This is a genomic window from Ferrovibrio sp., from assembly GCF_964218355.1.
In the GTDB taxonomy this organism is placed as follows: domain Bacteria; phylum Pseudomonadota; class Alphaproteobacteria; order Ferrovibrionales; family Ferrovibrionaceae; genus Ferrovibrio.
In genome coordinates this window covers 250857-272296 of sequence record NZ_CAXPMC010000009.1, presented here as the reverse complement: position 1 = coordinate 272296, position 21440 = coordinate 250857, and the positions used below count along the sequence as shown (strand labels likewise).

Here is a 21440-nt window from a genome sequence, read left to right as displayed (position 1 = left end):
GCCAAACCCAGAGGAATCGCGCCCGGCCGCCAGCCAGTTGGTCGACCGGGCCTTTCGTGCAAGCCATGCAGCTCCGCAATATCGCCATCATCGCCCATGTCGACCACGGCAAGACCACCCTGGTCGACGCCCTGCTGCGCCAGTCCGGCTCGTTCCGCGAGAACCAGCAGGTCGCCGAGCGCGTCATGGACAGCAACGACCTCGAGCGCGAGCGCGGCATCACCATTCTTGCCAAGTGCACCTCGGTCGAGTGGCACGGCACCCGCGTCAATATCGTCGACACCCCCGGCCACGCCGATTTCGGCGGCGAAGTCGAGCGCATCCTTTCCATGGTCGATGGCGTCGTGCTGCTGGTGGATGCCGCCGAAGGCCCGCTGCCGCAGACCAAGTTCGTGCTGGGCAAGGCGCTGGGCCTCGGCATGCGGCCGATCGTGGTCATCAACAAGGTCGACCGCCAGGACGCCCGCCCCGTCGAAGTGCATTCGGAAGTCTTCGACCTGTTCGCGGCGCTGGATGCCTCGGAAGAGCAGCTCGACTTCCCCTGCATGTTCGCCTCGGGCCGCAGCGGCTGGGCCGATGACAGCCTGGAAGGTCCGCGCAAGGACCTCGCTCCGCTGTTCGACCTGATCGTGAAGCATGTCCCGGCGCCCTCCGTCGAGCTGGACGCGCCGTTCAAGATGCTGGTCACCACTCTCGAAGCCGACAACTTCCTCGGCCGCATCCTCACCGGCCGCATCTACTCGGGCAAGCTGAAGGTCAACAGCCCGATCCATTCGCTGCATGCCGACGGCACCGAGATCGAGACCGGCCGCGTCACCAAGCTGCTGGCCTTCCGCGGCATCGAACGCGTACCGGTGGAGGAAGCCGATGCCGGCGACATCGTCGCCATTGCCGGCCTGACCACCACCACGGTGGCCGACACCATCTGCGAACCCGCCGTCACCGAGCCGGTGCCGGCCAACCCGATCGATCCGCCGACCCTGGCCATGACCTTCTCGGTCAACAACTCGCCCTTCGCCGGCAAGGAAGGCAGCAAGGTGCAGAGCCGCGTGATCCGCGACCGCCTGCTGCGCGAGGCCGAGGGCAACGTCGCCATCCGCATCACCGAGACCGCAGAAAAGGACGCCTTCCAGGTGGCCGGCCGCGGCGAACTGCAGCTCGGCGTGCTGGTCGAGGTGATGCGCCGCGAAGGCTTCGAGCTGTCGATCAGCCGGCCGCGCGTGCTGTTCCAGAAGGACGAGACCGGCCAGCTGCTGGAGCCGATCGAGGAAGTGCATGTCGATGTCGACGACGCCTATACCGGCGTGGTGGTCGAGAAAATGTCGCTGCGCAAGGCCGAGCTGCGCGACATGCGCCCCTCGGGCGGCGGCAAGACCCGCATCACCTTCCTGGCGCCATCGCGCGGCCTGATCGGCTATCACGGCGAGTTCCTCACCGACACCCGCGGCACCGGCATCATGAACAAGATGTTCCACAGCTACGGCCCGCATCGCGGCCCGATCCCCGGCCGCCGCAACGGCGTGCTGATCGCCAACGGCACCGGCGAAACCGTCGCCTACGCGCTGTGGTACATCGAGGAGCGCGGCGTGCTGTTCGTCGATCCGGGCACGCCGGTCTACGAGGGCATGATCATCGGCGAGAACAGCCGCGACAACGACCTCGAAGTCAATCCGATGAAGGCCAAGCAGCTGACCAACATGCGCGCCTCGGGCAAGGACGAGGCCGTCCGCCTGACCCCGCCGCGCAAGATGACCCTGGAACAGGCGATCAGCTATATCGGCGACGACGAACTGGTCGAGGTCACCCCGAAGTCGATCCGCATCCGCAAGAAGCTGCTCGATCCGAACGACCGCAAGCGCGCGTCTCGGGCTGCCGACGCCGCCGCCTGACGGCATACCCATCGCTCCTGAAAAAGCCGGGCCCTGTGCCCGGCTTTTTTGTGCCCGCTTTGATGTTCCCGGTGTCTCAGGGCAGCCCGGGCGGCAACCGGACGCCGGTTTAAGCGGTTGTTCCGGCTTGGCAATATCCGAAGGCACCAGCCTTGATTTATCGCGTGCGTATAAAATGCAACTTCCGCATGATTTCCTATTGCCAATTGTTCGATAAACAGGGTTAATTCTATCAGCGATAGCCAGAACGGCTATCCCCTACACCGTCCCGCTCCCGGCAGAACAGCAGAGAGAGACAGCGATGACGATACACAGCCTGGACCTGCAGCATATCCGCGTCCTCATCGCGGACAGCAGCGACTATTTCCAATCCACCATGCTCGGCATCCTGCATGCCTTCGGCGCCCGCCATGTCAGCGTGGCCGGCAGCGGCGCCGATGCGCTCGACCGCAGCCGGCGCGATGTCACCGACCTGCTGATCTGCGACTGGGGCCTGCCGGGCATCGACGGCTTCGACCTGGTAAAGCGCATCCGCTCGGATGGCGACAACCCGAACCGCTACACCCCGGTGATCGTGCTGACCAGCCATGCCCAGAGCGACAATGTGGTCCGCGCCCGCGACTGCGGCGCCAATATCGTGCTGGCCAAGCCCTTCTCGCCCAAGGCGCTGTTCCTGCGCCTGCAATGGCTGACCGAGGATCCCCGCCCCTTCGTGATTGCCCCGGGCTATGTCGGGCCGGACCGCCGCTTCAAGGCCGGCGACCCGCCGTCGAGCCAGTCCGAGCGCCGCCATGACCGCCAGGCCGTCGCACCGGCACGACAGGCGCAGATGGCGCCGGCGGCGCAGATGGCCATGGCCTGACGGGGCGCGGCATGGGCCAGAGCGACAAACCCGCAGCCGGCGCCGTCATCCGCGACAGCCAGGGCGACAGCGTGAAGGTGCTGGTGGTGAAGTCGCGCTTCGCCCGGCTGGCCGGCCAGGGCGGCAACAAGTCGGCGGCCGCCCTCATCGCCGCCGCCGATGGCTTCATCGCCGCCGAGCGCGGCCGGTATCTGGCCCGGCTGTCCGGCGACCTCGCGGAACTGGACGGATTGCTGGCGGCGCTGGCAGAGGCCGGCGGCCGCGACGCCGAGGCCACCCTCGCCGCCTATCGCCGCGCCAGCCAGATCCGCGACCTGGGCAGCACCTTCGGTTTTCCGCTGGTCACCCGGGTGGCCGACAGCCTGTGCGAATTGCTGCACCGCCTGCGCCTAGCCGGACTGGCCGGCAGCGCCGCCATCGCCGCGCACCAGTCGGCCCTGCGCCTGATCGCCGCGGCCGGCGACGGCCAGACCGACGGCGCCGAGGACATGCTGGCCGGCCTCAGTCGGGTGGTGGAGAAATACCCCGCGCCGCAGCCGCCGCCCGCACCGGAGAAACCGCCGGCGCACTGAACGGCCTGCTGAACGCCCGCGCGGCAGAACGGGCGCGCTAGTCCTTCAGCGGCGCGCAGTAGCGGCGCGGCCCGCGCACCACGGCGCAGGCCGCCTCGGCCGCCTTGCGGTCGGGATAGGACCCGAAGGTCAGCCGGGCATAGCTGCCGCGATTGGGCAGTTCGGTCCATGTGATCTGCGGATCGAGCTGGCCATACAGTTTCGGCCCCGCCTTCAGCAGTTCCTGCCATTCGTTGATCGCCGCCCATTCGGTGCGGTGCGAGGCGAGATGGGCACGCCAGACCTCGCTGCCCGCCGGTTTCGGCGCCGCCCCGTCCTTCATCGGCCCGTCCTTCATCGTTCCGGCCTTCATCGCCATGTCGGCGGGCCGGGCGCCCGCAGCCGGAGGCTTGGCGGCAGCGGGGCCGGGCTTCGCCGCCGCCATGCCGCCGGCATCCTTCGCGGGCGGCGCGGGCGGCTTTCCGGCAGCACCGGGCTGCGGCGCAATCGGCATCGGCCCGGCCTTCGCCTCGGCAGGCGCGGCCGGCACCGGCGGCGGCTTGTAGTCGACCGGCGTGGTGTTGTCCTGCTGGGTCATGGCGGCCGTGCGCTGTGCTGCCCAGTTGGCCTGGGCGATGCCGCTGCGGGGCTGTACCGGCAGCATGGCGGGTTCCGCCGCCATCGCACCATTGGCCATTGCGCCATTCGCGGCCGCATCGCCGGTCATTGCGCCCTTGGTCATTGCGCCCTTGGCCATCGCGTCCTTGGCCATTGTGCCATTGGTCATTGCATTGCCGGCCGGGGCCGCCGGCACCGCTGTCTGTGGGCGCGGCGGATCGACCGGATCGACGCCGAGATCGCGGCGCAGCCCGTTATAGGCGTCGCAGCCACCCAGCAGCCCGGCGGCAGTCAAAACAATGATGACGTTGCGGCAGCGCATCGACTCGTCCTCTCGCCTGCATTTTAGGCTGGCGCGGCAAGGGCTTCCAAGGCAGAAAGACGGTTAACACACGGAGGAATCATGCCCACAGTCGATATCAAGGCCGATGTCACCGGCAAGGTCTGGAAGCTGGAAGCGGCTGCCGGCGCACAGCTCGGCGCCGGCGATGTGGTGATGATCCTCGAATCGATGAAAATGGAGATTCCGGTCGAGGCGCCGAAGGCCGGCCAGCTGGCCAGTCTTGCCGTCGCCGAGGGCGACAGCGTCAAGGAAGGCCAGGTTCTGGCCAGGCTGGAAATCCAGGCCGGAATCTAGGGCGCGCTGTCGCTGCTCTCGCTGCGGTGCCGCGCGATCAGCGGCGCCTGCGCCAGGAAGCACACGAAGGTCAGGCCGATCAGGCCGAACACCTTGAAGGCGACCCAGACATCGGTGCTCTGGGTCCGCCAGACGACCTCGTTCAGCACGGCCATCGCGGCGAAGAACAGGCCGCAGCGCAGGGTCAGCTGCCGCCAGCCGGTTTCGGTCAGCGCCAGCGCGGTGCCCAGCACCATCCGCAAAAGGTTGCGCCGGGCCGCCAGGCCGCCCAGCAGCAGCACCGCAAACAGCGCGTTGATGATGGTCGGCTTCATCTTGATGAAGGTCTCGTCCTGCAGCCACAGGGTCAGGCCGCCGAACACGCCGACCACGGCGGCCGTCACCAGCGGCATCAGCGGCAGGCGCCGCAGGAAGAACAGCGACAGGCCCAGTCCTACCGCGGTGGCGGCCAGCAGGGCGGCCGTTGCCGGCATCAGCCCCGCCCCGGCATAGACCGCGAGGAAAACGGCCAGCGGGCCGTATTCGGTGGCGGGCTTCAGCCAGCGGGGCGCGGTGCGGCTGCCGGGCGCCTGCATGTCAGCGCAGGGCCGCGGCGATGTTGCCGCCATCCACCGTGGCCACGGCAGCCGTGGTCTTGGCGGCGACGGCCAGCTGCACGAAGGCCTGGGCCACATCGGCCGCCGTCACCTCGCGCTTCAGCAGGTTGCCGGACATGTAGTCCTTTTCCGACAGGCCACGCGCCTTCGAGCGTTTGGCCACCATCTCGTCGGTGAGCAGGCCGGAGCGGATGCGGTCGGCATTCACAGCCGACGAGCGGATGCCCTGGTCGCCGTAATCCAGCGCATACTGCCGCGACAGGAACAGGGTCGCCGCCTTGGGCAGGCCATAGGGGCCGAAATCCGGCCCCGGATTCACCGCCTGCTTGGAGGCGTTGAACAGCAGGCAGCCGCCGGTCTTCTGCGCCAGCATGACCTTCACGGCCGCCTGCGCCACGGACTGGTGGCTGAAGAAATTCAGCTCGAAGGACTTGCGCAGCAGGTCGTCGGAAACCTCGCCGATCTTCCCGCCCCAGGCATTGCCGGCATTGGAGACGACGATGTCGACACCGCCGAAATGCTGCACGACCTTCGCAAAGGCCGCCTGCACGGCGGCCGGCTTCGTCACGTCGCAGGCCAGCCCGATGCCGCCCAGCTTCTTCGCGACCTCCGCCGCCTTCGCGCCGTCGAGATCCAGCACGGCCACTTCCGCGCCCTCGGCAGCAAAGGCCCTGGCGGTGGCGGCACCGATCGCCCCGGCGCCGCCGGTGACGACGACGACCTGACGCGACAGCGGCTTCTCGCCGCCCTTGCCGAGCTTGGCCTGCTCCAGCGACCAGTATTCGACATCGAAAATGTCGCGTTCCCGGATGCTGGTGAACCGCCCGATGGCTTCGGCCTTGGTGATGATGCTGACCGCCATCTCGGCAACGTCGCCGGCGATCACTGCATCCTTTCGGGTCTTGCCGACGCCGACCAGGCCGAGGCCGGGGATCAGCAGCGCGCGCGGCATCGGATCGAGCATGATCTTCTTCGGCTGCGCCTTCGCGTTATGGCGCTCGAAATAGGCCTTGTACTTCTTGATGTAGGCCTCGACCGCCTTGCGGGCGGCGGTGGCGAAGGCATCCAGCCTGCCGGCTTCCGGCGCCGGCAGCACCAGCGGCCAGGGCTTGGTACGGATCACGTGATCCGGCGTCACCGTGCCGGCCTGGCTGTAGCGCATGACCTCTTTGCCGCGCGCGAAGGCCTGGATCTCGGCGCTGTCGCGCAGGTTGAACACCCAGCGCGTCACCGCGCCGTCATCGCCGGCCGGAATGCCGAGCAGGCCGCGCAGGATCGGCAGCACATCTTCGGCGGCCGCAATTTTCTTCGGCAACGCCTTGCCCGGCACGAAGGGCGCCTTTTTGCCCTTGGCGAGATGACGTTCGGCCTTGCTGACAAACTCGATCATCAGGTCATAGGCCTCCTTCGCCGTCTCGGCGAAGGTGAAGATGCCATGCTTCAGCAGGATCAGACCCTGGCAATCCGGATTGGCCCTGAAGGCCGCAGCGGCCTTCTTGGCGAGACCGAAGCCCGGCATCTCGTAATCGACCAGTGCGACCCGCTTGCCATAGAGCTTGCGGCAGATCTCGGCGCCGTCGGGCTGATCAGTGATCGCCAGCACGGCGGAGGCATGGGTATGGTCGATGAACTTGTGGGGCAGGAAGGCATGGAACAGCGTTTCCACCGACGGGTTCGGCGAGGTTGCGTCCAGCAGGTTGCAGCGCTGGATGTTGACCATATCCTCGTCGGTCAGCTGTTTCAGCGCGATCAGCTCCTGCAGCGGGGCCAGGCGCACCGCCGGCAGGCCCGGCGGCTCGATCACCGCCATGTCCCAGCCCGAACCCTTCACGCACAGAACGTCGACCGGCTTGCCGAGCGGATCGGGCATCGTGGTCTTCACCGAGGTGTTGCCGCCGCCATGCTGCACCAGGTCGGGCACGCCGCCCAGCAGCCGGGTGGTGTATGTCCGCAAGGCGAGATCGGCATTGACGCCCTGCTTCGCATAATGGGCGATGGCGGCCTTGGCGTCGCGGTCGGACCAGAGATTCTTCATCGGGGCAACCTTATCATTTCCAATTCACTTTGATGTCGCCGCTCCCGCGCAGGTGGGAACGGCGAAAGAGGGCCTCTTCAGGAAAACTCCGGATACAGGCCGGTCAGGCCGGCTTCCGTGGCATCGCAGAGGCCGCGTTCGGTGACCAGCCCGCTGACCAGCCGCGCCGGCGTGACGTCGAAGCCGTAATTGGCGGCCCGGCTGCCCTCCGGCGTGATGGTCACCGGCACCACCTCACCCGAAGCCGTGCGGCCCTGCATGACGGTGACCTCGGTGGCCGCGCGTTCCTCGATGGGAATCTCGCGCACACCGTCGCGGATCGTCCAGTCGATGGTGGAATGCGGCAGCGCCACATAGAAGGGCACGTCGTTGTCGCGGGCGGCCAGTGCCTTCAGATAGGTGCCGATCTTGTTGCAGACATCACCCTGCCGGGTGGTGCGGTCGGTGCCGACGATGCACATGTCGACCTGGCCATGCTGCATCAGGTGGCCACCGGCATTGTCGACGATCACCGTATGCGGCACGCCGTGGCTGTTCAGTTCCCAGGCGGTCAGCGAGGCGCCCTGGTTGCGCGGCCGCGTCTCGTCGACCCAGACATGCACCGGAATGCCGGCGTCATGGGCCTTGTAGATCGGTGCGATGGCGGTGCCCCAGTCGACGGTGGCAAGCCAGCCGGCATTGCAGTGGGTCAGGATATTCACCGGGCGCTTGCTGCCGGTCTTCTCGTGCAGGTCGCGGATGATCTTCAGGCCGTGATCGCCGATGGCCGAGCAGGTGGCGACGTCGTCCTCGCAGATCTCAGCCGCAACCCTGTAGGCGACGGCCGCACGCTCGACACCGGGCAGGTTGTGCAGCGCGTTGCGCACGCGGTCGAGTGCCCATTTCAGGTTGATCGCGGTCGGCCGGGTTTCCAGCAGGGCCGCATAGGCCTCGTCCAGCATGGCATCGCCGCTGTCCTCGCGCATGGCCAGCGCGAGGCCGTAGGCGCCGGTGGCGCCGATCAGCGGGGCACCGCGCACGATCATCGCCCGGATGGCATGGGCCGCCTCCTGCCAGGTTTTCAGGCTGGTGGTGACGAAGGCATGGGGCAGCGTCGTCTGGTCGATGATCCCGACCGACCAGCCGTCGTCGTTGACCCAGATCGTGCGGTACGGTACGCCCTTGATCTTCATGTCCCGTTCCTCGCCCGGAAACCCGAAAATGAACCGGCAAAAAGCCGCGCGGAAAGTAGCGGACGATGCCCGCCGGGGCAATCCCGGGCGGGCGGTTTCCGGCCTCTGTCACACAGGTTTCGCCCGATGCTGCCGGCGATTTTCCTGACCGTCGTGGTCGATCTGGTCGGCTTCGGGCTGATCCTGCCGCTGCTGCCCTTCTATGCCGCCAGCTACGGCGCCTCGCCGTTTCTGGTCGCCCTGCTTTCCGCCACCTTCTCGATCGCCCAGTTCCTGTCGGCACCGCTGCTGGGCGCCCTGTCCGACCGCCGGGGCCGCCGCCCGGTTTTCCTCGGCTGCATCCTGCTGACCATTGCCGGCTATGTCTGGCTGGCCGCGGCCGACACGCTGCTGGCCATCTTCCTCGCGCGGATCATCTCCGGTATCGGCAGCGGCAAGATCGGCATCGCCCAGGCGATCATCGCCGATTCCACCCCGCCGGAAAAGCGGGCCCGCGGCATGGGCCTGATCGGCGGCGCCTTCGGCATCGGCATGATCCTCGGGCCGCTGATCGGCGGCCTGCTGGTCGGGCCCGATCCGCTGCATCCGAACTATGCCCTGCCCGCACTGGCCGCCGCCGGCGCCTCGGTGATCGCGCTGGGGCTGGCGATGGCCACGATCCGAGAAACCCGGACGGCCGCCGGCGGCGGCGCAGGACCATTATGGCGCAACCCGTTCGACGGCCTGCCGCAGCTCGGCCGCACGACCCTGGGACTGATCGTGATCGGCTTCGCCATCAATTTCGTCTTCTCGCAGATCGAGGTGCTGTTTCCGCTGTTCACCGCGGCCCGCCTCGGCTGGCATGCCTGGGAAGTCGGGCTGGCCTTCACCTTCATCGGCAGCATCGTGCTGAGCGTGCAGGGCATCCTGATCGGACCGCTGACCCGGATCTTCGGCGAGCGCCGCCTGCTGACCTGGGGCATGTTCAGCCTGGCGGTCGGCGCCGCGCTGACTGAGATCGTCACCTCGACGCCGTGGATGGCCGTGTCGATCCTGCTGACCGCTTCCGGACTGGCCACGATCATGCCCAGCCTGAGCAGCCTGGTTTCGCGCAGTGCCGATGCCGCCCGGCAGGGCCTTGCGCTGGGCGGCGCGCAGTCGCTCGGTGCGCTCGGGCGGGCGGCCGGCCCGGCCTGGGGCGGCTGGCTGTTTGAAAGCGGCGGCATCACCCTGCCCTACTGGATCGGCGCCGCGATCCTGCTGCTGACCCTGGCCGGCGGCTGGCGCATCATCCATGCGCGGCTGCCGCAGGAGGCGCTGGCATGAGCGGCAGCTACCGCGCCATGCTCTGCCCGCGGCTCGGCCCGCCGGAAATGCTGGAGCCTGCCGGGCTGCCGCGACGGCCGCTGCAGGCAGACGAGCTGCGCATCGCCGTGCATGCGGCCGGCGTGAATTTCCCCGACCTGCTGCAGGTGGCCGGCCGCTACCAGCACAAGCCGGCACTGCCTTTCGTGCCGGGCATGGAGGCCGCCGGCACGATCACCGAATGCGGCCCGGCGGTGACCGGCTGGCAGCCCGGCGATGCCGTGATCGCGCGGCTGCGCGGCGGCGGCTATGCCACCGAGGCCATCGTCACGGCCGACGCCCTGCTGCCGAAACCGGCCGGCTGGAGCTGGCAGGAGGCGGCCGCTTTCCCCGTGGCCGCCGCCACCGCCTGGGTGGCGCTGGTGCCGCGCGGCCGGCTGCAGGCCGGCGAAACCCTGCTGGTGCTGGGCGCCGGTGGCGGCACCGGGCTGGCCGCCGTGGCACTGGGTGCGCGGCTCGGGGCCCGGGTGCTGGCGGTGGCGTCGTCGCCAGAGAAGCGTGCCGCGGCACAGGCGGCCGGCGCCGCCGAGACAATCGATCCGGCACTGCCCGGCTGGCAAACCGCCGTACAAGCACATGCTGTCTTCGATCCGGTCGGCGGCACACTGTTCGACGCGGCCTGGAAAGCGCTGGCACCGGGCGGGCGCTGGCTGGTGGTGGGCTTCGCCGGCGGCGAGCCACCGCGGCCACCGGCAAACCGGCTGCTGCTGAAAGAGGCGGAACTGATCGGCGTGCGGGCCGGCGAACAGGGCCGTCGCAATCCGGCCGCCGGCCGCCGCCTCGATGCGGCATTGACGGACTGGCTAGTCGGCGGCGAGGGACGGCCGCTGGTCGGGGGCGAGTACCGGCTCGAAGAGGCCGCTGCCGCCCTGCAGGCCCTCGCCGGCCGCCGCGCCACCGGCAAGCTGGTGCTGCGCTGCCGCTAGCGGCCCGCGCCGGCAGCGTTCCGCCGGCAGGGTCACCGTCACCGTGGTGCCTTCGCCCAACCGGCTGTCGAGATCGAGGCTGCCGCCATGCAGCTCGACCAGGTTGCGCGACAGCGACAGGCCAAGCCCGGTGCCCTCATGGCCGCGCGACAGCGCATTGGCCACCTGGCTGAAGGGCTGCTGCACGCGTTCAATATCCTCGCTGGCGATGCCGATGCCGCTGTCGGCCACGGTGACGCTGAGCGCACCGCCCTCGAGCCAGGCCGCGGTAACCTCGACCCAGCCGCCCTGCGGGGTGAATTTCACCGCATTGCTCAGCAGGTTGATCCAGACCTGCCGCAGCCGGCGGGAATCGGCCCAGACCGAGGCCATCGGTTGCGGCATGGTCTTGCGGATGGCGATGCGGTTGGCGGTAGCGCGCTCGCGCACCAGCAGCAGTCCGGCCTCGAGGCTTTCCTCGAGATCGATCCAGTCCTCGTCGAGGTGCATCTTGCCGGACTCGACCTTCGCCATGTCGAGAATGTCGCCGATCAGCGCCAGCAGATGCTCGCCGCTCTGCACGATGTCGCGGCAGTATTCGCGGTATTTCGGGTTGCCCAGCGGCCCCATCATCTCTTCCTGCAGCACCTGCGAGAAGCCGAGGATGGCATTCAGCGGCGTGCGCAGCTCGTGGCTCATGTTGGCCAGGAAATCCGATTTGGCACGGTTGGCCGCCTCGGCCTGTTCCTTGGCCTGCATCAGCTGCTGCTCGGCACGGCGCTGGGCGCTGATGTCGCGGAACATGCCCTCGATCATCACCGGGCTGCCGCGATCGTCGGCCACCAGCCGCAGGGTCTTGGAAACCCAGATCACCGAGCCGTCGCGACGGCGCATCTCGGAGCGGAAATCCCGGGCATGGCCATGCCGCTCCAGCTGCAGCAGCAGGTCGCGGCGGCGGTCCGGATTGACATAGAGCTGGTCGCCGGCACGGGTGACCGTGGCCAGCATCTCTTCCGGCGAATGGAAACCGAAGATGGCAGCACCGGCCTGGTTCACCGCCAGCACCCGGCCCTCCGGCGTGACCTGGATGATGCCTTCATGCACGTTGTCGAAAATCTGCCGGTACTTCGCCTCGGCTTGGCGCAGCCGGATCTGCGCCCGCTTGCGCAGGGTGATGTCGGTGAACACGGCAACGAAACCGCCGCCCTGCAGACGCCGCCAGTCGAAATTCAGCCAGGTTCCATCGGCCAGCCGCACCTCCTGTTTGCGGTCGGCCTTGGTCGAGGCGTCGATATAGGCCTCTATCCAAGCCTCGGCTTCCTCCGCACGGATGGTGAGTGCGCCGCGTTCGATCAGCAGGGCGAGGAAATCCTGCGCCGGCAGTCCGGGGCGCAGGTCGTCGGCCGACAGGCCGAACAGGGCCGGCATCTGCCGGTTGAAGCGGATCAGGTTCGGGCCGGCATCCCAGACGGCAAAACCTTCGCCGATCGAGTCGAGGGCCTGCAGCAGCAGCGTCTCGCCGCTGGCGCCGCCACCGCTGCCGACGGCGGCCGGCACGGCCGGATCCGCGTAGCTGTCATCATGCCGGCCGAGTGCGGCCATGAAGGGATCGTCGCTGCCGGGGCGAAGGCTCAAGCCGGCCAGCCCCGCCGCGGGAGGCGGCGCAAAAGATCGTGTGCGGAATGATAAAGGTGCAGGGTGATATCCCGCAGCCCGGAAGGCAGCAGGCAGGCGAACGCACGCGGCTGCCCACAGTAAACGGGCTGCATTGGTCCCACCTCCCCCAATGCCCGGAGAACCGCGCTTTATGCGAGTATTTCCGGGCGGCCTCTTTTGTCACACAACGCGCCCCCTGCTGCAACCGGATTCGGCGAAAAGCCCTGCCCGACAAAGGTGTTGGTCTAACACTGGTTGGACAATCAGGCCTGCGCAACCGCCCATGGGTAGCAAAAAGGCCGGCAGCTTGCGCTGCCGGCCCTTGCAACCCGCTCGATACCCGGCGACCCGTTCAGATGCAGTAGCTCTTCAGCGGCGGAAAGCCGTTGAAGCCCACCGAGGAATAGGTCGTCGTATAGGCACCGGCGGACAGGATCAGTATCTTGTCGCCCACTTCGAGGCCGAGCGGCAGCTGGTAATCCGCCTTCTCGTACAGGATATCCGCGCTGTCGCAGCTCGGACCGGCCAGTGACACCGGCCCGGTCGGACCACCGTCGCGCGGCGTGACGAAGCGGTACTTGATCGCCTCGTCCATGGTCTCGGCGAGCCCGGAGAACTTGCCGATGTCGAGATAGACCCAGCGGCGGTCGTCCTCGTAATCCTTCCTGGAAATCAGGACCACCTCGGCCTGGATCACGCCGGCATCGCCGACTAGGCCACGGCCCGGCTCGATGATGATTTCCGGCAGGTTGTTGCCGAAATGACTGGTGATCGCCTGGCTGATGGCCTGGGCATAGGCCTCCAGCACCGGCACGTCGGAGCGGTAGCGGGCCGGAAAACCGCCGCCGAGATTGATCATGCGCAGGTCGACATCAGCTTCCTGCAGCACGGTGAACATCTGCGCCACCTGGGCCACCGCATGGTCCCACTGGCCGAGATCGGTCTGCTGCGAGCCGACATGGAAAGAAATGCCATAGGGGTCCAGCCCCATCTGGCGCGCCCGCACCAGCAGGTCGGCGGCCATGCGCGGCGCACAGCCGAACTTCTTCGACAGCGGCCATTCCGCGCCGGCGCATTCCATCAGCACGCGGCAGAAAACCTGCGCGCCCGGCGCCGCCTCGGCCAGTTTCTCCAGCTCGGCTTCGGAGTCGAAGGCAAACAGCCGCACGCCACGGGCATAGGCGCGGGCGATGTCGGTCTTCTTCTTGATGGTGTTGCCGAACGAGATGCGGTCCGGCGTGGCACCCTGCGACAGGCACAGCTCGATCTCGCCGATCGACGCCGTGTCGAAGCTGGAACCCAGCTTCTCGAGGCGGCGGATGATCGCGGCTTCCGGATTGGCCTTGATGGCGTAGAACACCCGGGCCAGCGGCAGCAGCCGCTTCAGCTCGCGGTAATTCTGCTCGACGATGTCGAGATCGACGACGACGAACGGATCGGCATCACGCGCCTCGGCGATGAACTTCTGCTGCTTCGGGGTGATCTGCCCCAGCTCGAAACGTGCCTTGGACGATGAACGTCGCAGACGGGTGACCGTGCGGCCACCATTGGCTGCAAGCATCGAAACCTCCCTCTCGGACCGGCTCTGAACCCGACACAGCTTGCGCTGTGCCACCAAAAGAGACGCGTTCGTCGTTGCATAACCTGCCAGGGGCCATCGGCACGTGCGGGTGCGTCAATGAGGCCGTATTTACAGCAAACAGCTTCCATTGCAACAGGAAATCCGGGCTGCGCGGAAAAAAATCCCGGCAGCCCACCGCCCTGCTCCGCCACGTGCCGGCGGCTGCACCCCGCGGGAATCGAAAAAGCCGCATGGGATGCGGCTTTTCTGCAATCGCGGAGCCGCTGCCGGCTCCCGTCCGCGCGCCCGTCAGTCGCGCCGCACGATCTGGCTCGGCAGGCCGGTGAAGTCCTGCAGCCGCTGGGGCGTCAGGGTGGCGGGCTGACTCGGGCTGCCGAGTCCAATGATGCGGGTGGCCTGGCCGATCTGGTCGAGCCGGACGCTGTCGCCGCCGAAGCCGGTGACCTCGGCGCGGCCGACGCTGAGCAGCGCCACCTCGGTACCGTTCAGGCCGATGCGGCCGGCCACGGTGGCGGTGCGCACCGCCACCGTGCCGGTCGGCAGCACGACATGGACGGCGCCCGGATTGGCGGAGTCGAGATAAAAGGCACCGCGTTCGACAGTCAGCACCACACGGTCCTGGGCGAATTCATCGACACTGACGACGCTGTTGGGACCGATGATCACCACCGACCCGTCGAGCAGGCTGAACCGGATGCCCGAGCCGGGACCGCTGGCCATCCGGCTGCCCAGCAGAACAGGCTGGCCCTGCCGGGTCTGCTGGCCGACCACCCGCGGCGCGGTACCGGCTGCGGCCGGCCGAATCTCGGCGGCCGGCAACAGGTCGGAAGCGGCGCGGCTGTCGGCGACGATGCCGGCGGCAAGGGCGAAGGCGAGAGTGAGGGTCGCGCGCAGCGTGCGGCGTCGGAAAGCGGCCATGACACGGCTCCAGGGTCAGCTTGGTGAACGGGATTGCGACCAGTCTGCCCCGGATATGAAGCCGCCGCAGCCCCGTCCTGGCCCCGCGCCTGTGACGGCGGCTACACCCCTGTCACTCTGCCGCCCGGCCGACGGTTACTTGGTGCCGTAGATACGGTCGCCGGCATCGCCGAGGCCAGGCCGGATATAGCCGTGATCATCGAGCTGGCGGTCGATGGCACAGGTGAAAACGGTGACATCCGGGTGATTGTCCTGCATCACCTGCAGGCCCTCGGGCACCGTCAGCAGGCAGACGAACTTGATCTGCTGGGCACCGGCCTCCTTCAGGCGGGTGACAGCGGCGGCGGCGGAATGGCCGGTTGCCAGCATCGGATCGACCACGATCACCAGGCGCTCGCCGACATCCTCGGGCAGCTTCAGGTAATACTCGACCGGCACCAGGGTCTCGGGATCACGGTAAAGGCCGACATGGCCGACACGGGCCGAGGGAACGAGGTCCAGCATGCCGTCGAGAATGCCGTTGCCGGCGCGCAGGATCGATACGAAGCACAGCTTCTTGCCGGCCAGGATCGGGGCCTGCATCGATTCCAGCGGTGTCTCGATCGCGGTCTTCTCCAGCGGCAGGTCGCGGGTGACTTCGTAGGCCATCAGCAGGCTGACTTCGCGGACCAGCCGGCGGAACTCTGCCGTGGACACCTCCTTGCGCCGCAGCAGGGTCAGCTTGTGCTGCACCAGCGGATGGCTGACCACCGTGACATTCGGAAACGCGTTCATGTCTGTCTTCCCCCGATACGAGATCGCCGATCTTCAGAATACTGTGCCGTCACTGACCACGGTCAGCGGCGGCCCGCCGCCTTCCCGCTTTTCGCGGGCAATCTTCCGGCCGGCCGCCCAGGTGCCGCCCTCGAGAATGCGGGCCAGCGGCATTTCGGCCGCGGTCTTGCCGAGCCGTTCGCGCACCGGGTCGGCGATGCGGTCGAGCAGAGCCAGGGTCAGCGCCCGCCATTCCACCACCGCCTCGTCCTCGACCGGGATCGCGAATTTCTTCAGCGCGTCATGGCGCACGCTGAGCACACCCAGGTCGATGAACAGGCCGCCATTGCGGTATTCCGGCAGGCCGGTCAGGTCGTCGAGCCCGGTGACCGCGATGCCGGCATCCTCGAAAATCTCGACCAGCGAATAGGTCAGCCACTGCGACAGCTTGTGGAACGGCACCAGACCCGAGGTCAGGTCGCCGCTGACGATGCCGCGATGGCGCCAGACATCGCCGAGATTGGCGCCATCGAGCGTCATGCGCGACGGCCAGATCGGCCCGAACCCCTCCAGCACCGCCGCCAGGATGGCGCGTGCCGGCAGTTTCCCGTCCGTCACTTTTTTCTTCAGCGTGTCATACAACCCGCCGACACGGGCATCGGCACCGAACAGGTCCGGCCGTGCCGCCAGCGCCGCCCCGAGGTTGCGCAGCAGCGCCGCCCGCCCCTCGACACCGACCAGCGGATTCGCCGCCGAAACCTGGAAGGCATGGGCGATGGCATTCGGTGCCAGCGGGGCCAGCCCGGCCGCATCGGCACGCAGCAGATTCTTCCGGTCGCCCGAAAATAGCCCGGCGCGGAAGGCATGCAGGCTCGCCACCGCCAGCCCTTCCGAGCGCGCGATCGCCGTGCCGTCTTCCGAAAAGGCCCAGTCGGGGCCGGCGCCGGCATCCAGCAGCACGCTGGCAACACAGAGATCGAAGCGGATGCGGGCGATCTCGTCGGCATCGCGATCCTTCAACTCGGCGGCCAGCCGGCCCCAGCGATCGATGCCGCCGGCGGCAAAGTGGCGCCAGCGGGCATGATAGGGGATCTGCAGGCCCGGGTAGTTCTCGCGGATCACCTGCGCCACATAATCGGCGCAGGCCGGCAGCCGGCTGAAATGCACCTGGAAATTAGGCAGCGCGTCGCGCTCGCCCAGCGCCAGCAGCTCATGACAGCGCGCGCGGATTGCCTCGGGTGTGCGCAGCCAGGCGACCGCCTGCGCCGGATCGTTCAGGTTACCCACGCTGCTTACTCCGTCAGACCGCGGCCCTTGGCCTGTTTCAGTTCGTCGGCATCCGGCACTTTCTCGGTGAAATAGCCTGCCGCCTTCTTGGCATCCATTTCGACCTTTGCATCGGCCGGGATCAGTTCGTCGGGAATCGGCACGCGCTCGACCACCTGGATGCCGGAATCGACAATGGGCTGATACTTCATGTTGCTCATGGAAACCAGCCGGTCGATGCGGACAATGCCCAGCCAGTGCAGGATATCCGGCATCAGTTCCTGGAACCGCATGTCCTGCACGCCGGCAACGCATTCGGTGCGCTGGAAATAGGTCTCGGCGCGATCGCCAGCCTCCTGGCGCTTGCGCGCGTTGTAGACGAGGAACTTGGTCACCTCGCCCAGCGCCCGGCCTTCCTTGCGATTGTAGACGATCACGCCCACGCCGCCCTTCTGCGCCTCCTCGATACAGACCTCGATCCCATGCGCGAGATACGGCCGGCAGGTGCAGATATCCGAGCCGAACACGTCCGAACCGTTGCATTCGTCATGGATGCGGCAGGCGATCTTGGTTTCGCGCCTGCCCAGCTTGGAAACGTCGCCGAACAGATAGACGGTCATGCCGCCGATGGGGGGCAGGAAGACCTTGAGGTCGGGGCGCGTCACCAGCTCCGGGAACATGCCGCCGGTCTGCTCGAACAGGCCGCGGCGCAGCTCGGTCTCGCTGATGCCGAACCGCTTGGCGACACCGGGCAGCCACCAGACCGGCTCGACCGCCATCTTGGTGACCTTCACGTCGCCATTGGTGGCAAGGATGTCGCCATCCGGCGTCAGCCGGCCGGCCTGCACCGCCTGCTGCAGTTCCGGCATGTTGATATGCGCCTTGGTGACGGCGATGGTGGGGCGAATATCCCAGCCGGCGGCGATCTGCTGGGCGAAGACCTCGCTGGTCATATGCCCCCAGGGATCGAGCGAGACGATCTTCCCCGGATCGCCCCATTGCGGGAACGGGCCGATGGCTTCCGCCGGCGCGGTGTTGGTCAGGTCGGGCTTGTGCTCGGCCTTGAGCTGGCCGGCGGCGATGGCCAGCGCACGGTAGAGCGAATAGGCGCCGGAATGGGTACCCACCGCATTCTTGCCGCCCGGATTCTTCAGGGTGGCGACGATGGGGCCGCGCAGTTTCGGGTCGGCATTGCCCCAGTCGATCGGCAGCGGCTTGCTGCCGTCGGTCTTGCTGGGATGCGATGTCAGAACGATCGGCTTCGGCGCCGGTTTCTTCTCGTTCGGGCGGTTCGGGATGTCGGTGGTGCTCATGGTCTGTACCCGAAGGTTGCGGTGGGGCCGGCCCTGCGGAGCGGCGCGGCAAGATTGGCGAATTCGCAGAGCAGCGGACGGGTGTCGCGCGGGTCGATAATCTCCTCGACCAGGAAAGCCTCCGCCGTGCGGAAAGGCGAGCGCACGCGGTTCAGCCGGGTTTCGATCTGCTGCAACAGCGCAGCGGGATCTTCCGCCTTCTCGAGATCGGCGCGGTAGGCGGCCTCGATGCCGCCTTCCAGCGGCAGGCTGCCCCAGTCGCCCGATGGCCAGGCATAGCGGAAGCGCAGCCGGGTATGGTTGGAATGGCCGGCGCCGGCCACCCCAAAGGCCTTGCGCAGCAGGATCGAACACCAGGGCACGCTGGCCTGGTAGACGGCCGCCAGCGCACGGGCACCATGGCGGATGGTGCCTGCCTGCTCGGCTTCGGGGCCGATCAGGAAGCCCGGAATGTCGACGAAATGCACCACCGGCAGGTGGAACGTCTCGGCCAGGTCGACGAAGCGGGTGATCTTGTGGGCGGCATCCGCCGTCCAGCCGCCGCCATAATGATAGGGATCGCTGGCCAGCACCGCGACAGGCCAGCCATCCAGCCGCGCCAGGCCGGTCACCACCGAGCGGCCATACATGCGGCCCATCTCGAAGAAACTGCCCTCGTCGAGGGTTGCGTCCAGAATGTCGCGGACCTTGTAGACGCGGCGGCGGTCGCGCGGGATCACCGACAGCAGGCGCTCCTCGCGCCGGTTCACGTCGTCCTGCGACGGCAGCCGCGGCGGCAGTTCATGGACCGATTGCGGCAGGTAGGACAGGAAGCGCCGCGCGGCGGCAAACGCCTCGGCCTCGCTGGCAACCGCAAGATCGACGGCGCCGGCGCGGGTGTGGATATCGGTGCCGCCCAGTTCTTCCTTGGTCATCTCGACGCCGGTGCGCGCCACCACCGGCGGGCCGGCGATGAACATCTGCGAGATACCCTCGACCATCACCGAGAAATGGCTGCTGACCGCGCGCGCCGCACCGAGGCCGGCGACCGAACCGAGCGCCAGCGCCACCACCGGCACGGTGCTCAGATTCGCCACCGCATGCTCCCAGCCGGGCAGCAGCGGCACATAGGTCCGGCCCTCCATCTCCAGCGATTTCACCGAACCGCCGCCGCCGGTGCCATCGACCAGGCGGATCATCGGAATGCGCAGTTCCAGCGCCATCTGCTCGGCCATCACCTGCTTCTGCCAGATGGCTGCATCGGCGGCGCCGCCGCGCACGGTGAAATCGTCGCCGCCGACCACCACCGGCCGGCCATCGACGCGGCCGCGGCCGAAAACGAAGTTGGTCGGACTGAAATCGGCAAGGTCGCCGTTGTCGTCGTAGACGGCGCGACCGGCAATGGCACCGATTTCATGGAAACTGCCGGCATCGAGCAGCTGGTCGATGCGTTCGCGCACCGTCAGCTTGCCGCCGTCATGCTGGCGCCTGATCTTGTCGGGCCCGCCCATGCGGCGGGCCATTTCCTCACGTCGCCTGAGTTCGGCGATCTCGGCTTCCCAACTCATGCCCTTCCTTCTGGTCGGCCAAAGCCGGCCCGTGGCGCTGGAAAGCGATGGATTGTAATGCCGGGCAATGGGCCCGGCAATGGGCCCGGCTACAGGCATCGGGGGGCGGGACGGGCCGCCGGAAACCGGCAAAAACCTGTCCGATCGGTCAGATTATGGCAACCCCGTGAATCCCGCCCCCCGCTGTCACAGGGACGCTGTCACAGGGATCGGTGTCCGTCCGTCTATATTGCAGACCGCGCATGGTGTGCGGCAAGGAGACCGACCATGACCCCCCGACTGACCAACCCGCACAAGCTGGCCCCCGAAGCGATCAAGGCGATGATGGCGCTGGAAGCCAGCTTCGCCTCCGGCAGCCTCGAGCACAGCCTGAAGGAGCTGGTGAAGCTGCGCGCGTCGCAGATCAACGGCTGTGCCTTCTGCATCCACATGCACACCACCGATGCCCGCAAGCATGGCGAAAGCGAGATGCGCCTCTACATGCTGAATGCCTGGCGCGAGTCGCCGCTGTATTCCGACCGCGAGCGGGCGGCGCTGGCCTGGACCGAGGCGCTGACGCTGGTGGCGCAGACCGGCGCGCCGGATGCCGACTATGCGCTGGTGAAGGCCCAGTTCAGCGAGGCCGAACAGGTGCAGCTGACCATGCTGATCGGCGCGATCAATGTGTGGAACCGGCTGCAGGTCGGCTTCCGCGCCGCCCATCCGGTGGACAAGCAGGCTGCTGCGTAAACGCTTCAGACCCGGGCGATGGTGGCCAGTGCGGTGGCAACGATCTTCTCGGCACCGTCCTTCACCGCAAAGACATCCGCCCGGGCGACCACCTGCCGGCTGCCGGCCTTCACCACGCTGCCGACGGCCGTCAGCCGCTGGCCGACGGCCGGCGCCAGCAGGTTCAGCTTGTATTCGGACGTGACCACATCGCCCACCGCCGAGGCGGCCGCCCAGGCACAGGCGGTGTCGGCCATGTAACCGACGATGGCGCCATGGCCGAAGCCATGGTGCTGGGTCAGGTCAGGCCGCAGGTCGATGGCGATCTTCACCTGTCCGGCCGCGAAATCGACGATCTCGGTGCCGACCCATTTGGTGAACGGGCTGATTTCGATCACGGCCTGCAGCTGTTCGCGGCTCAGGTCGGATTTCGGCACGGATGTGGCGGTCATGACAGGCTCCTCTGCAGCAGGCGGCCCAGGCGGCGCAGCGGCTCGGCGGATTGGCGCACACGCGCCAGTGTGACCGCCCCTTCCAGCGCGGCCACGGCCCAATCGGCAAGATCGGCGGCTTCGGCCGGCCGGCGGCCCTCGCCTTCCAGGGCGGCAGCAATCCGTCCGGTCGTCAGGGCATAGCCGGCCGCGCAGGCCTGCCGCAGGGTTTCGTCATGGGCCCCGGTCTCGACCGCGACGATGGTCAGCGGCGAACCGTCGCGAAATCCGGATGTCTCCATCCAGCCAGCCAGCGTTTCGGCGGTACGGCGCAGGCCGGCCGCCACCGAGGGCGATGCCGCGATGGCCTCCGCCACGGTGGCGGCGAAACGCTCGGCCGACCAGGCGACAGCGGCAGCGGCCAGTTCGGTCTTGCCCCCAGGGAAATGGTGATACAGCGAGCCTTTCGGCGCGCCGCTTTTCTCGACGATCTCGTTCAGGCCGACGGCGGCATAGCCGCGCCGCGACATCAGCCGCGCCGTCATCTCGATGAAGCGGTCGCGGGTCGCATTCTGCCTGGCCGCGTTCTGGCGGACCGGCATGGCGGCGATCTTGCGGGCAGCAGCGGACATGGCTGGTATTATAACGACTGGTCTA

General features: G+C 67.7%; 19 protein-coding genes and 1 pseudogene. 7 read left to right on the top strand and 13 right to left on the bottom strand.

The features are described 5' to 3' along the window. Positions 1–65 precede the first annotated feature (65 nt). The 3 genes from typA to ACEQZY_RS05335 all read left to right on the top strand — a co-directional run bounded on the left by typA (position 66) and on the right by ACEQZY_RS05335 (position 3323). On the top strand, positions 66–1889 hold the full coding sequence (typA, locus tag ACEQZY_RS05345; RefSeq protein WP_370152826.1) for a translational GTPase TypA: 1824 nt from the start codon (positions 66–68) through the stop codon (positions 1887–1889). A 301-nt stretch (positions 1890–2190) separates the two neighbouring features. Continuing rightward, the gene (locus ACEQZY_RS05340) at positions 2191–2751 is read left to right on the top strand and encodes a response regulator (protein ID WP_341702795.1); all 561 of its coding nucleotides are present in this window, start codon (positions 2191–2193) and stop codon (positions 2749–2751) included. 11 nt (positions 2752–2762) lie between these two features. Beyond that, the gene (locus ACEQZY_RS05335) at positions 2763–3323 is read left to right on the top strand and encodes a hypothetical protein (RefSeq protein WP_370152824.1); all 561 of its coding nucleotides are present in this window, start codon (positions 2763–2765) and stop codon (positions 3321–3323) included. 37 nt (positions 3324–3360) lie between these two features. Here ACEQZY_RS05335 and ACEQZY_RS05330 read toward each other — a convergent pair whose 3' ends face one another. Then, a complete protein-coding gene (locus tag ACEQZY_RS05330; protein ID WP_370152822.1) occupies positions 3361–4242 on the bottom strand; it encodes an SPOR domain-containing protein in 882 nt (293 codons plus the stop codon). 81 nt (positions 4243–4323) lie between these two features. Here ACEQZY_RS05330 and ACEQZY_RS05325 point away from each other — a divergent pair, with 81 nt between their 5' ends. Further along, positions 4324–4557: a biotin/lipoyl-binding carrier protein gene (locus tag ACEQZY_RS05325; protein ID WP_370152820.1), complete on the top strand. Its 234-nt coding sequence runs from the start codon at positions 4324–4326 to the stop codon at positions 4555–4557. On the opposite strand, the gene ACEQZY_RS05320 is transcribed toward ACEQZY_RS05325, so the two are convergent. The 3 genes from ACEQZY_RS05320 to mtnA form a co-directional block, all read right to left on the bottom strand. Further along, complete coding sequence (locus ACEQZY_RS05320) at positions 4554–5132, bottom strand: septation protein A (protein WP_370152818.1); 579 nt, start codon at positions 5130–5132, stop codon at positions 4554–4556. The genes ACEQZY_RS05325 and ACEQZY_RS05320 overlap by 4 nt on opposite strands. 1 nt (position 5133) lies before the next feature. Beyond that, complete coding sequence (locus ACEQZY_RS05315; RefSeq protein ID WP_370152816.1) at positions 5134–7188, bottom strand: bifunctional aldolase/short-chain dehydrogenase; 2055 nt, start codon at positions 7186–7188, stop codon at positions 5134–5136. A gap of 77 nt (positions 7189–7265) precedes the next feature. Continuing rightward, positions 7266–8360 carry an S-methyl-5-thioribose-1-phosphate isomerase gene (gene mtnA, locus ACEQZY_RS05310; RefSeq protein WP_370152814.1) on the bottom strand — a complete coding sequence of 365 codons (1095 nt, stop codon included), beginning with the start codon at positions 8358–8360 and terminating at the stop codon, positions 7266–7268. A gap of 126 nt (positions 8361–8486) precedes the next feature. Between mtnA and ACEQZY_RS05305 the strand changes: the two genes are divergently transcribed. Next, entirely contained in the window at positions 8487–9665 is a 1179-nt protein-coding gene (locus tag ACEQZY_RS05305; protein WP_370152812.1) for an MFS transporter, read from the top strand. Beyond that, on the top strand, positions 9662–10630 hold the full coding sequence (locus tag ACEQZY_RS05300) for an NADPH:quinone oxidoreductase family protein (RefSeq protein ID WP_370152810.1): 969 nt from the start codon (positions 9662–9664) through the stop codon (positions 10628–10630). Before ACEQZY_RS05305 ends, ACEQZY_RS05300 begins: the two co-directional genes overlap by 4 nt. Before the next feature lie 30 nt (positions 10631–10660). Here the strand turns inward: ACEQZY_RS05300 and ACEQZY_RS05295 are convergent. From ACEQZY_RS05295 to ACEQZY_RS05265, 7 genes and pseudogenes are all read right to left on the bottom strand, one after another. Continuing rightward, positions 10661–12211, bottom strand: a pseudogene (locus ACEQZY_RS05295) (PAS domain-containing sensor histidine kinase); the annotation flags it as partial. Between the two features lie 406 nt (positions 12212–12617). Next, positions 12618–13748, bottom strand: a complete 1131-nt coding sequence (locus tag ACEQZY_RS05290) for a type III PLP-dependent enzyme (RefSeq protein ID WP_370153127.1) — start codon at positions 13746–13748, stop codon at positions 12618–12620. Positions 13749–14135: 387 nt separating this feature from the next. Then, positions 14136–14765, bottom strand: coding sequence for a FecR domain-containing protein (locus ACEQZY_RS05285; RefSeq protein WP_370152808.1), 630 nt, complete (start codon positions 14763–14765; stop codon positions 14136–14138). A 135-nt stretch (positions 14766–14900) separates the two neighbouring features. Beyond that, on the bottom strand, positions 14901–15539 hold the full coding sequence (gene upp, locus ACEQZY_RS05280; RefSeq protein WP_341703946.1) for a uracil phosphoribosyltransferase: 639 nt from the start codon (positions 15537–15539) through the stop codon (positions 14901–14903). Between the two features lie 33 nt (positions 15540–15572). Then, a complete protein-coding gene (locus tag ACEQZY_RS05275) occupies positions 15573–16805 on the bottom strand; it encodes a URC4/urg3 family protein (protein ID WP_370152806.1) in 1233 nt (410 codons plus the stop codon). Positions 16806–16810: 5 nt separating this feature from the next. Next, positions 16811–18097, bottom strand: coding sequence for a GTP cyclohydrolase II (locus ACEQZY_RS05270; RefSeq protein WP_370152805.1), 1287 nt, complete (start codon positions 18095–18097; stop codon positions 16811–16813). Next, positions 18094–19644, bottom strand: a complete 1551-nt coding sequence (locus ACEQZY_RS05265) for an acyl-CoA carboxylase subunit beta (RefSeq protein WP_370152803.1) — start codon at positions 19642–19644, stop codon at positions 18094–18096. The genes ACEQZY_RS05270 and ACEQZY_RS05265 overlap by 4 nt, the downstream gene beginning before the upstream one ends. 267 nt (positions 19645–19911) lie before the next feature. On the opposite strand from ACEQZY_RS05265, the gene ACEQZY_RS05260 reads away from it, so the two are divergent. Continuing rightward, positions 19912–20373 (top strand): carboxymuconolactone decarboxylase family protein, encoded by a 462-nt coding sequence (locus ACEQZY_RS05260; RefSeq protein WP_341703940.1) that lies wholly within the window; start codon positions 19912–19914, stop codon positions 20371–20373. A gap of 5 nt (positions 20374–20378) precedes the next feature. Here the strand turns inward: ACEQZY_RS05260 and ACEQZY_RS05255 are convergent, their stop codons facing one another. Together ACEQZY_RS05255 and ACEQZY_RS05250 are read right to left on the bottom strand one after the other, a co-directional pair. Then, a complete protein-coding gene (locus tag ACEQZY_RS05255; RefSeq protein WP_341703939.1) occupies positions 20379–20804 on the bottom strand; it encodes a PaaI family thioesterase in 426 nt (141 codons plus the stop codon). Beyond that, positions 20801–21415 (bottom strand): TetR/AcrR family transcriptional regulator, encoded by a 615-nt coding sequence (locus ACEQZY_RS05250; RefSeq protein ID WP_341703938.1) that lies wholly within the window; start codon positions 21413–21415, stop codon positions 20801–20803. The genes ACEQZY_RS05255 and ACEQZY_RS05250 overlap by 4 nt, the downstream gene beginning before the upstream one ends. Positions 21416–21440: the final 25 nt, after the last annotated feature.

Bases quoted from the DNA above. Each gene is read 5' to 3' on its own strand.
- mtnA (WP_370152814.1), bottom strand. From the start codon at position 8,360: ATGAAGATCAAGGGCGTACCGTACCGCACGATCTGGGTCAACGACGAC.
- typA (WP_370152826.1), top strand. From the start codon at position 66: ATGCAGCTCCGCAATATCGCCATCATCGCCCATGTCGACCACGGCAAG.
- ACEQZY_RS05260 (WP_341703940.1), top strand. From the start codon at position 19,912: ATGACCCCCCGACTGACCAACCCGCACAAGCTGGCCCCCGAAGCGATC.
- ACEQZY_RS05300 (WP_370152810.1), top strand. From the start codon at position 9,662: ATGAGCGGCAGCTACCGCGCCATGCTCTGCCCGCGGCTCGGCCCGCCG.
- ACEQZY_RS05250 (WP_341703938.1), bottom strand. From the start codon at position 21,415: ATGTCCGCTGCTGCCCGCAAGATCGCCGCCATGCCGGTCCGCCAGAAC.
- ACEQZY_RS05305 (WP_370152812.1), top strand. From the start codon at position 8,487: ATGCTGCCGGCGATTTTCCTGACCGTCGTGGTCGATCTGGTCGGCTTC.
- ACEQZY_RS05255 (WP_341703939.1), bottom strand. From the start codon at position 20,804: ATGACCGCCACATCCGTGCCGAAATCCGACCTGAGCCGCGAACAGCTG.
- ACEQZY_RS05320 (WP_370152818.1), bottom strand. From the start codon at position 5,132: ATGCAGGCGCCCGGCAGCCGCACCGCGCCCCGCTGGCTGAAGCCCGCC.
- ACEQZY_RS05315 (WP_370152816.1), bottom strand. From the start codon at position 7,188: ATGAAGAATCTCTGGTCCGACCGCGACGCCAAGGCCGCCATCGCCCAT.
- ACEQZY_RS05270 (WP_370152805.1), bottom strand. From the start codon at position 18,097: ATGAGCACCACCGACATCCCGAACCGCCCGAACGAGAAGAAACCGGCG.
- upp (WP_341703946.1), bottom strand. From the start codon at position 15,539: ATGAACGCGTTTCCGAATGTCACGGTGGTCAGCCATCCGCTGGTGCAG.
- ACEQZY_RS05325 (WP_370152820.1), top strand. From the start codon at position 4,324: ATGCCCACAGTCGATATCAAGGCCGATGTCACCGGCAAGGTCTGGAAG.
- ACEQZY_RS05330 (WP_370152822.1), bottom strand. From the start codon at position 4,242: ATGCGCTGCCGCAACGTCATCATTGTTTTGACTGCCGCCGGGCTGCTG.
- ACEQZY_RS05340 (WP_341702795.1), top strand. From the start codon at position 2,191: ATGACGATACACAGCCTGGACCTGCAGCATATCCGCGTCCTCATCGCG.
- ACEQZY_RS05335 (WP_370152824.1), top strand. From the start codon at position 2,763: ATGGGCCAGAGCGACAAACCCGCAGCCGGCGCCGTCATCCGCGACAGC.
- ACEQZY_RS05285 (WP_370152808.1), bottom strand. From the start codon at position 14,765: ATGGCCGCTTTCCGACGCCGCACGCTGCGCGCGACCCTCACTCTCGCC.
- ACEQZY_RS05265 (WP_370152803.1), bottom strand. From the start codon at position 19,644: ATGAGTTGGGAAGCCGAGATCGCCGAACTCAGGCGACGTGAGGAAATG.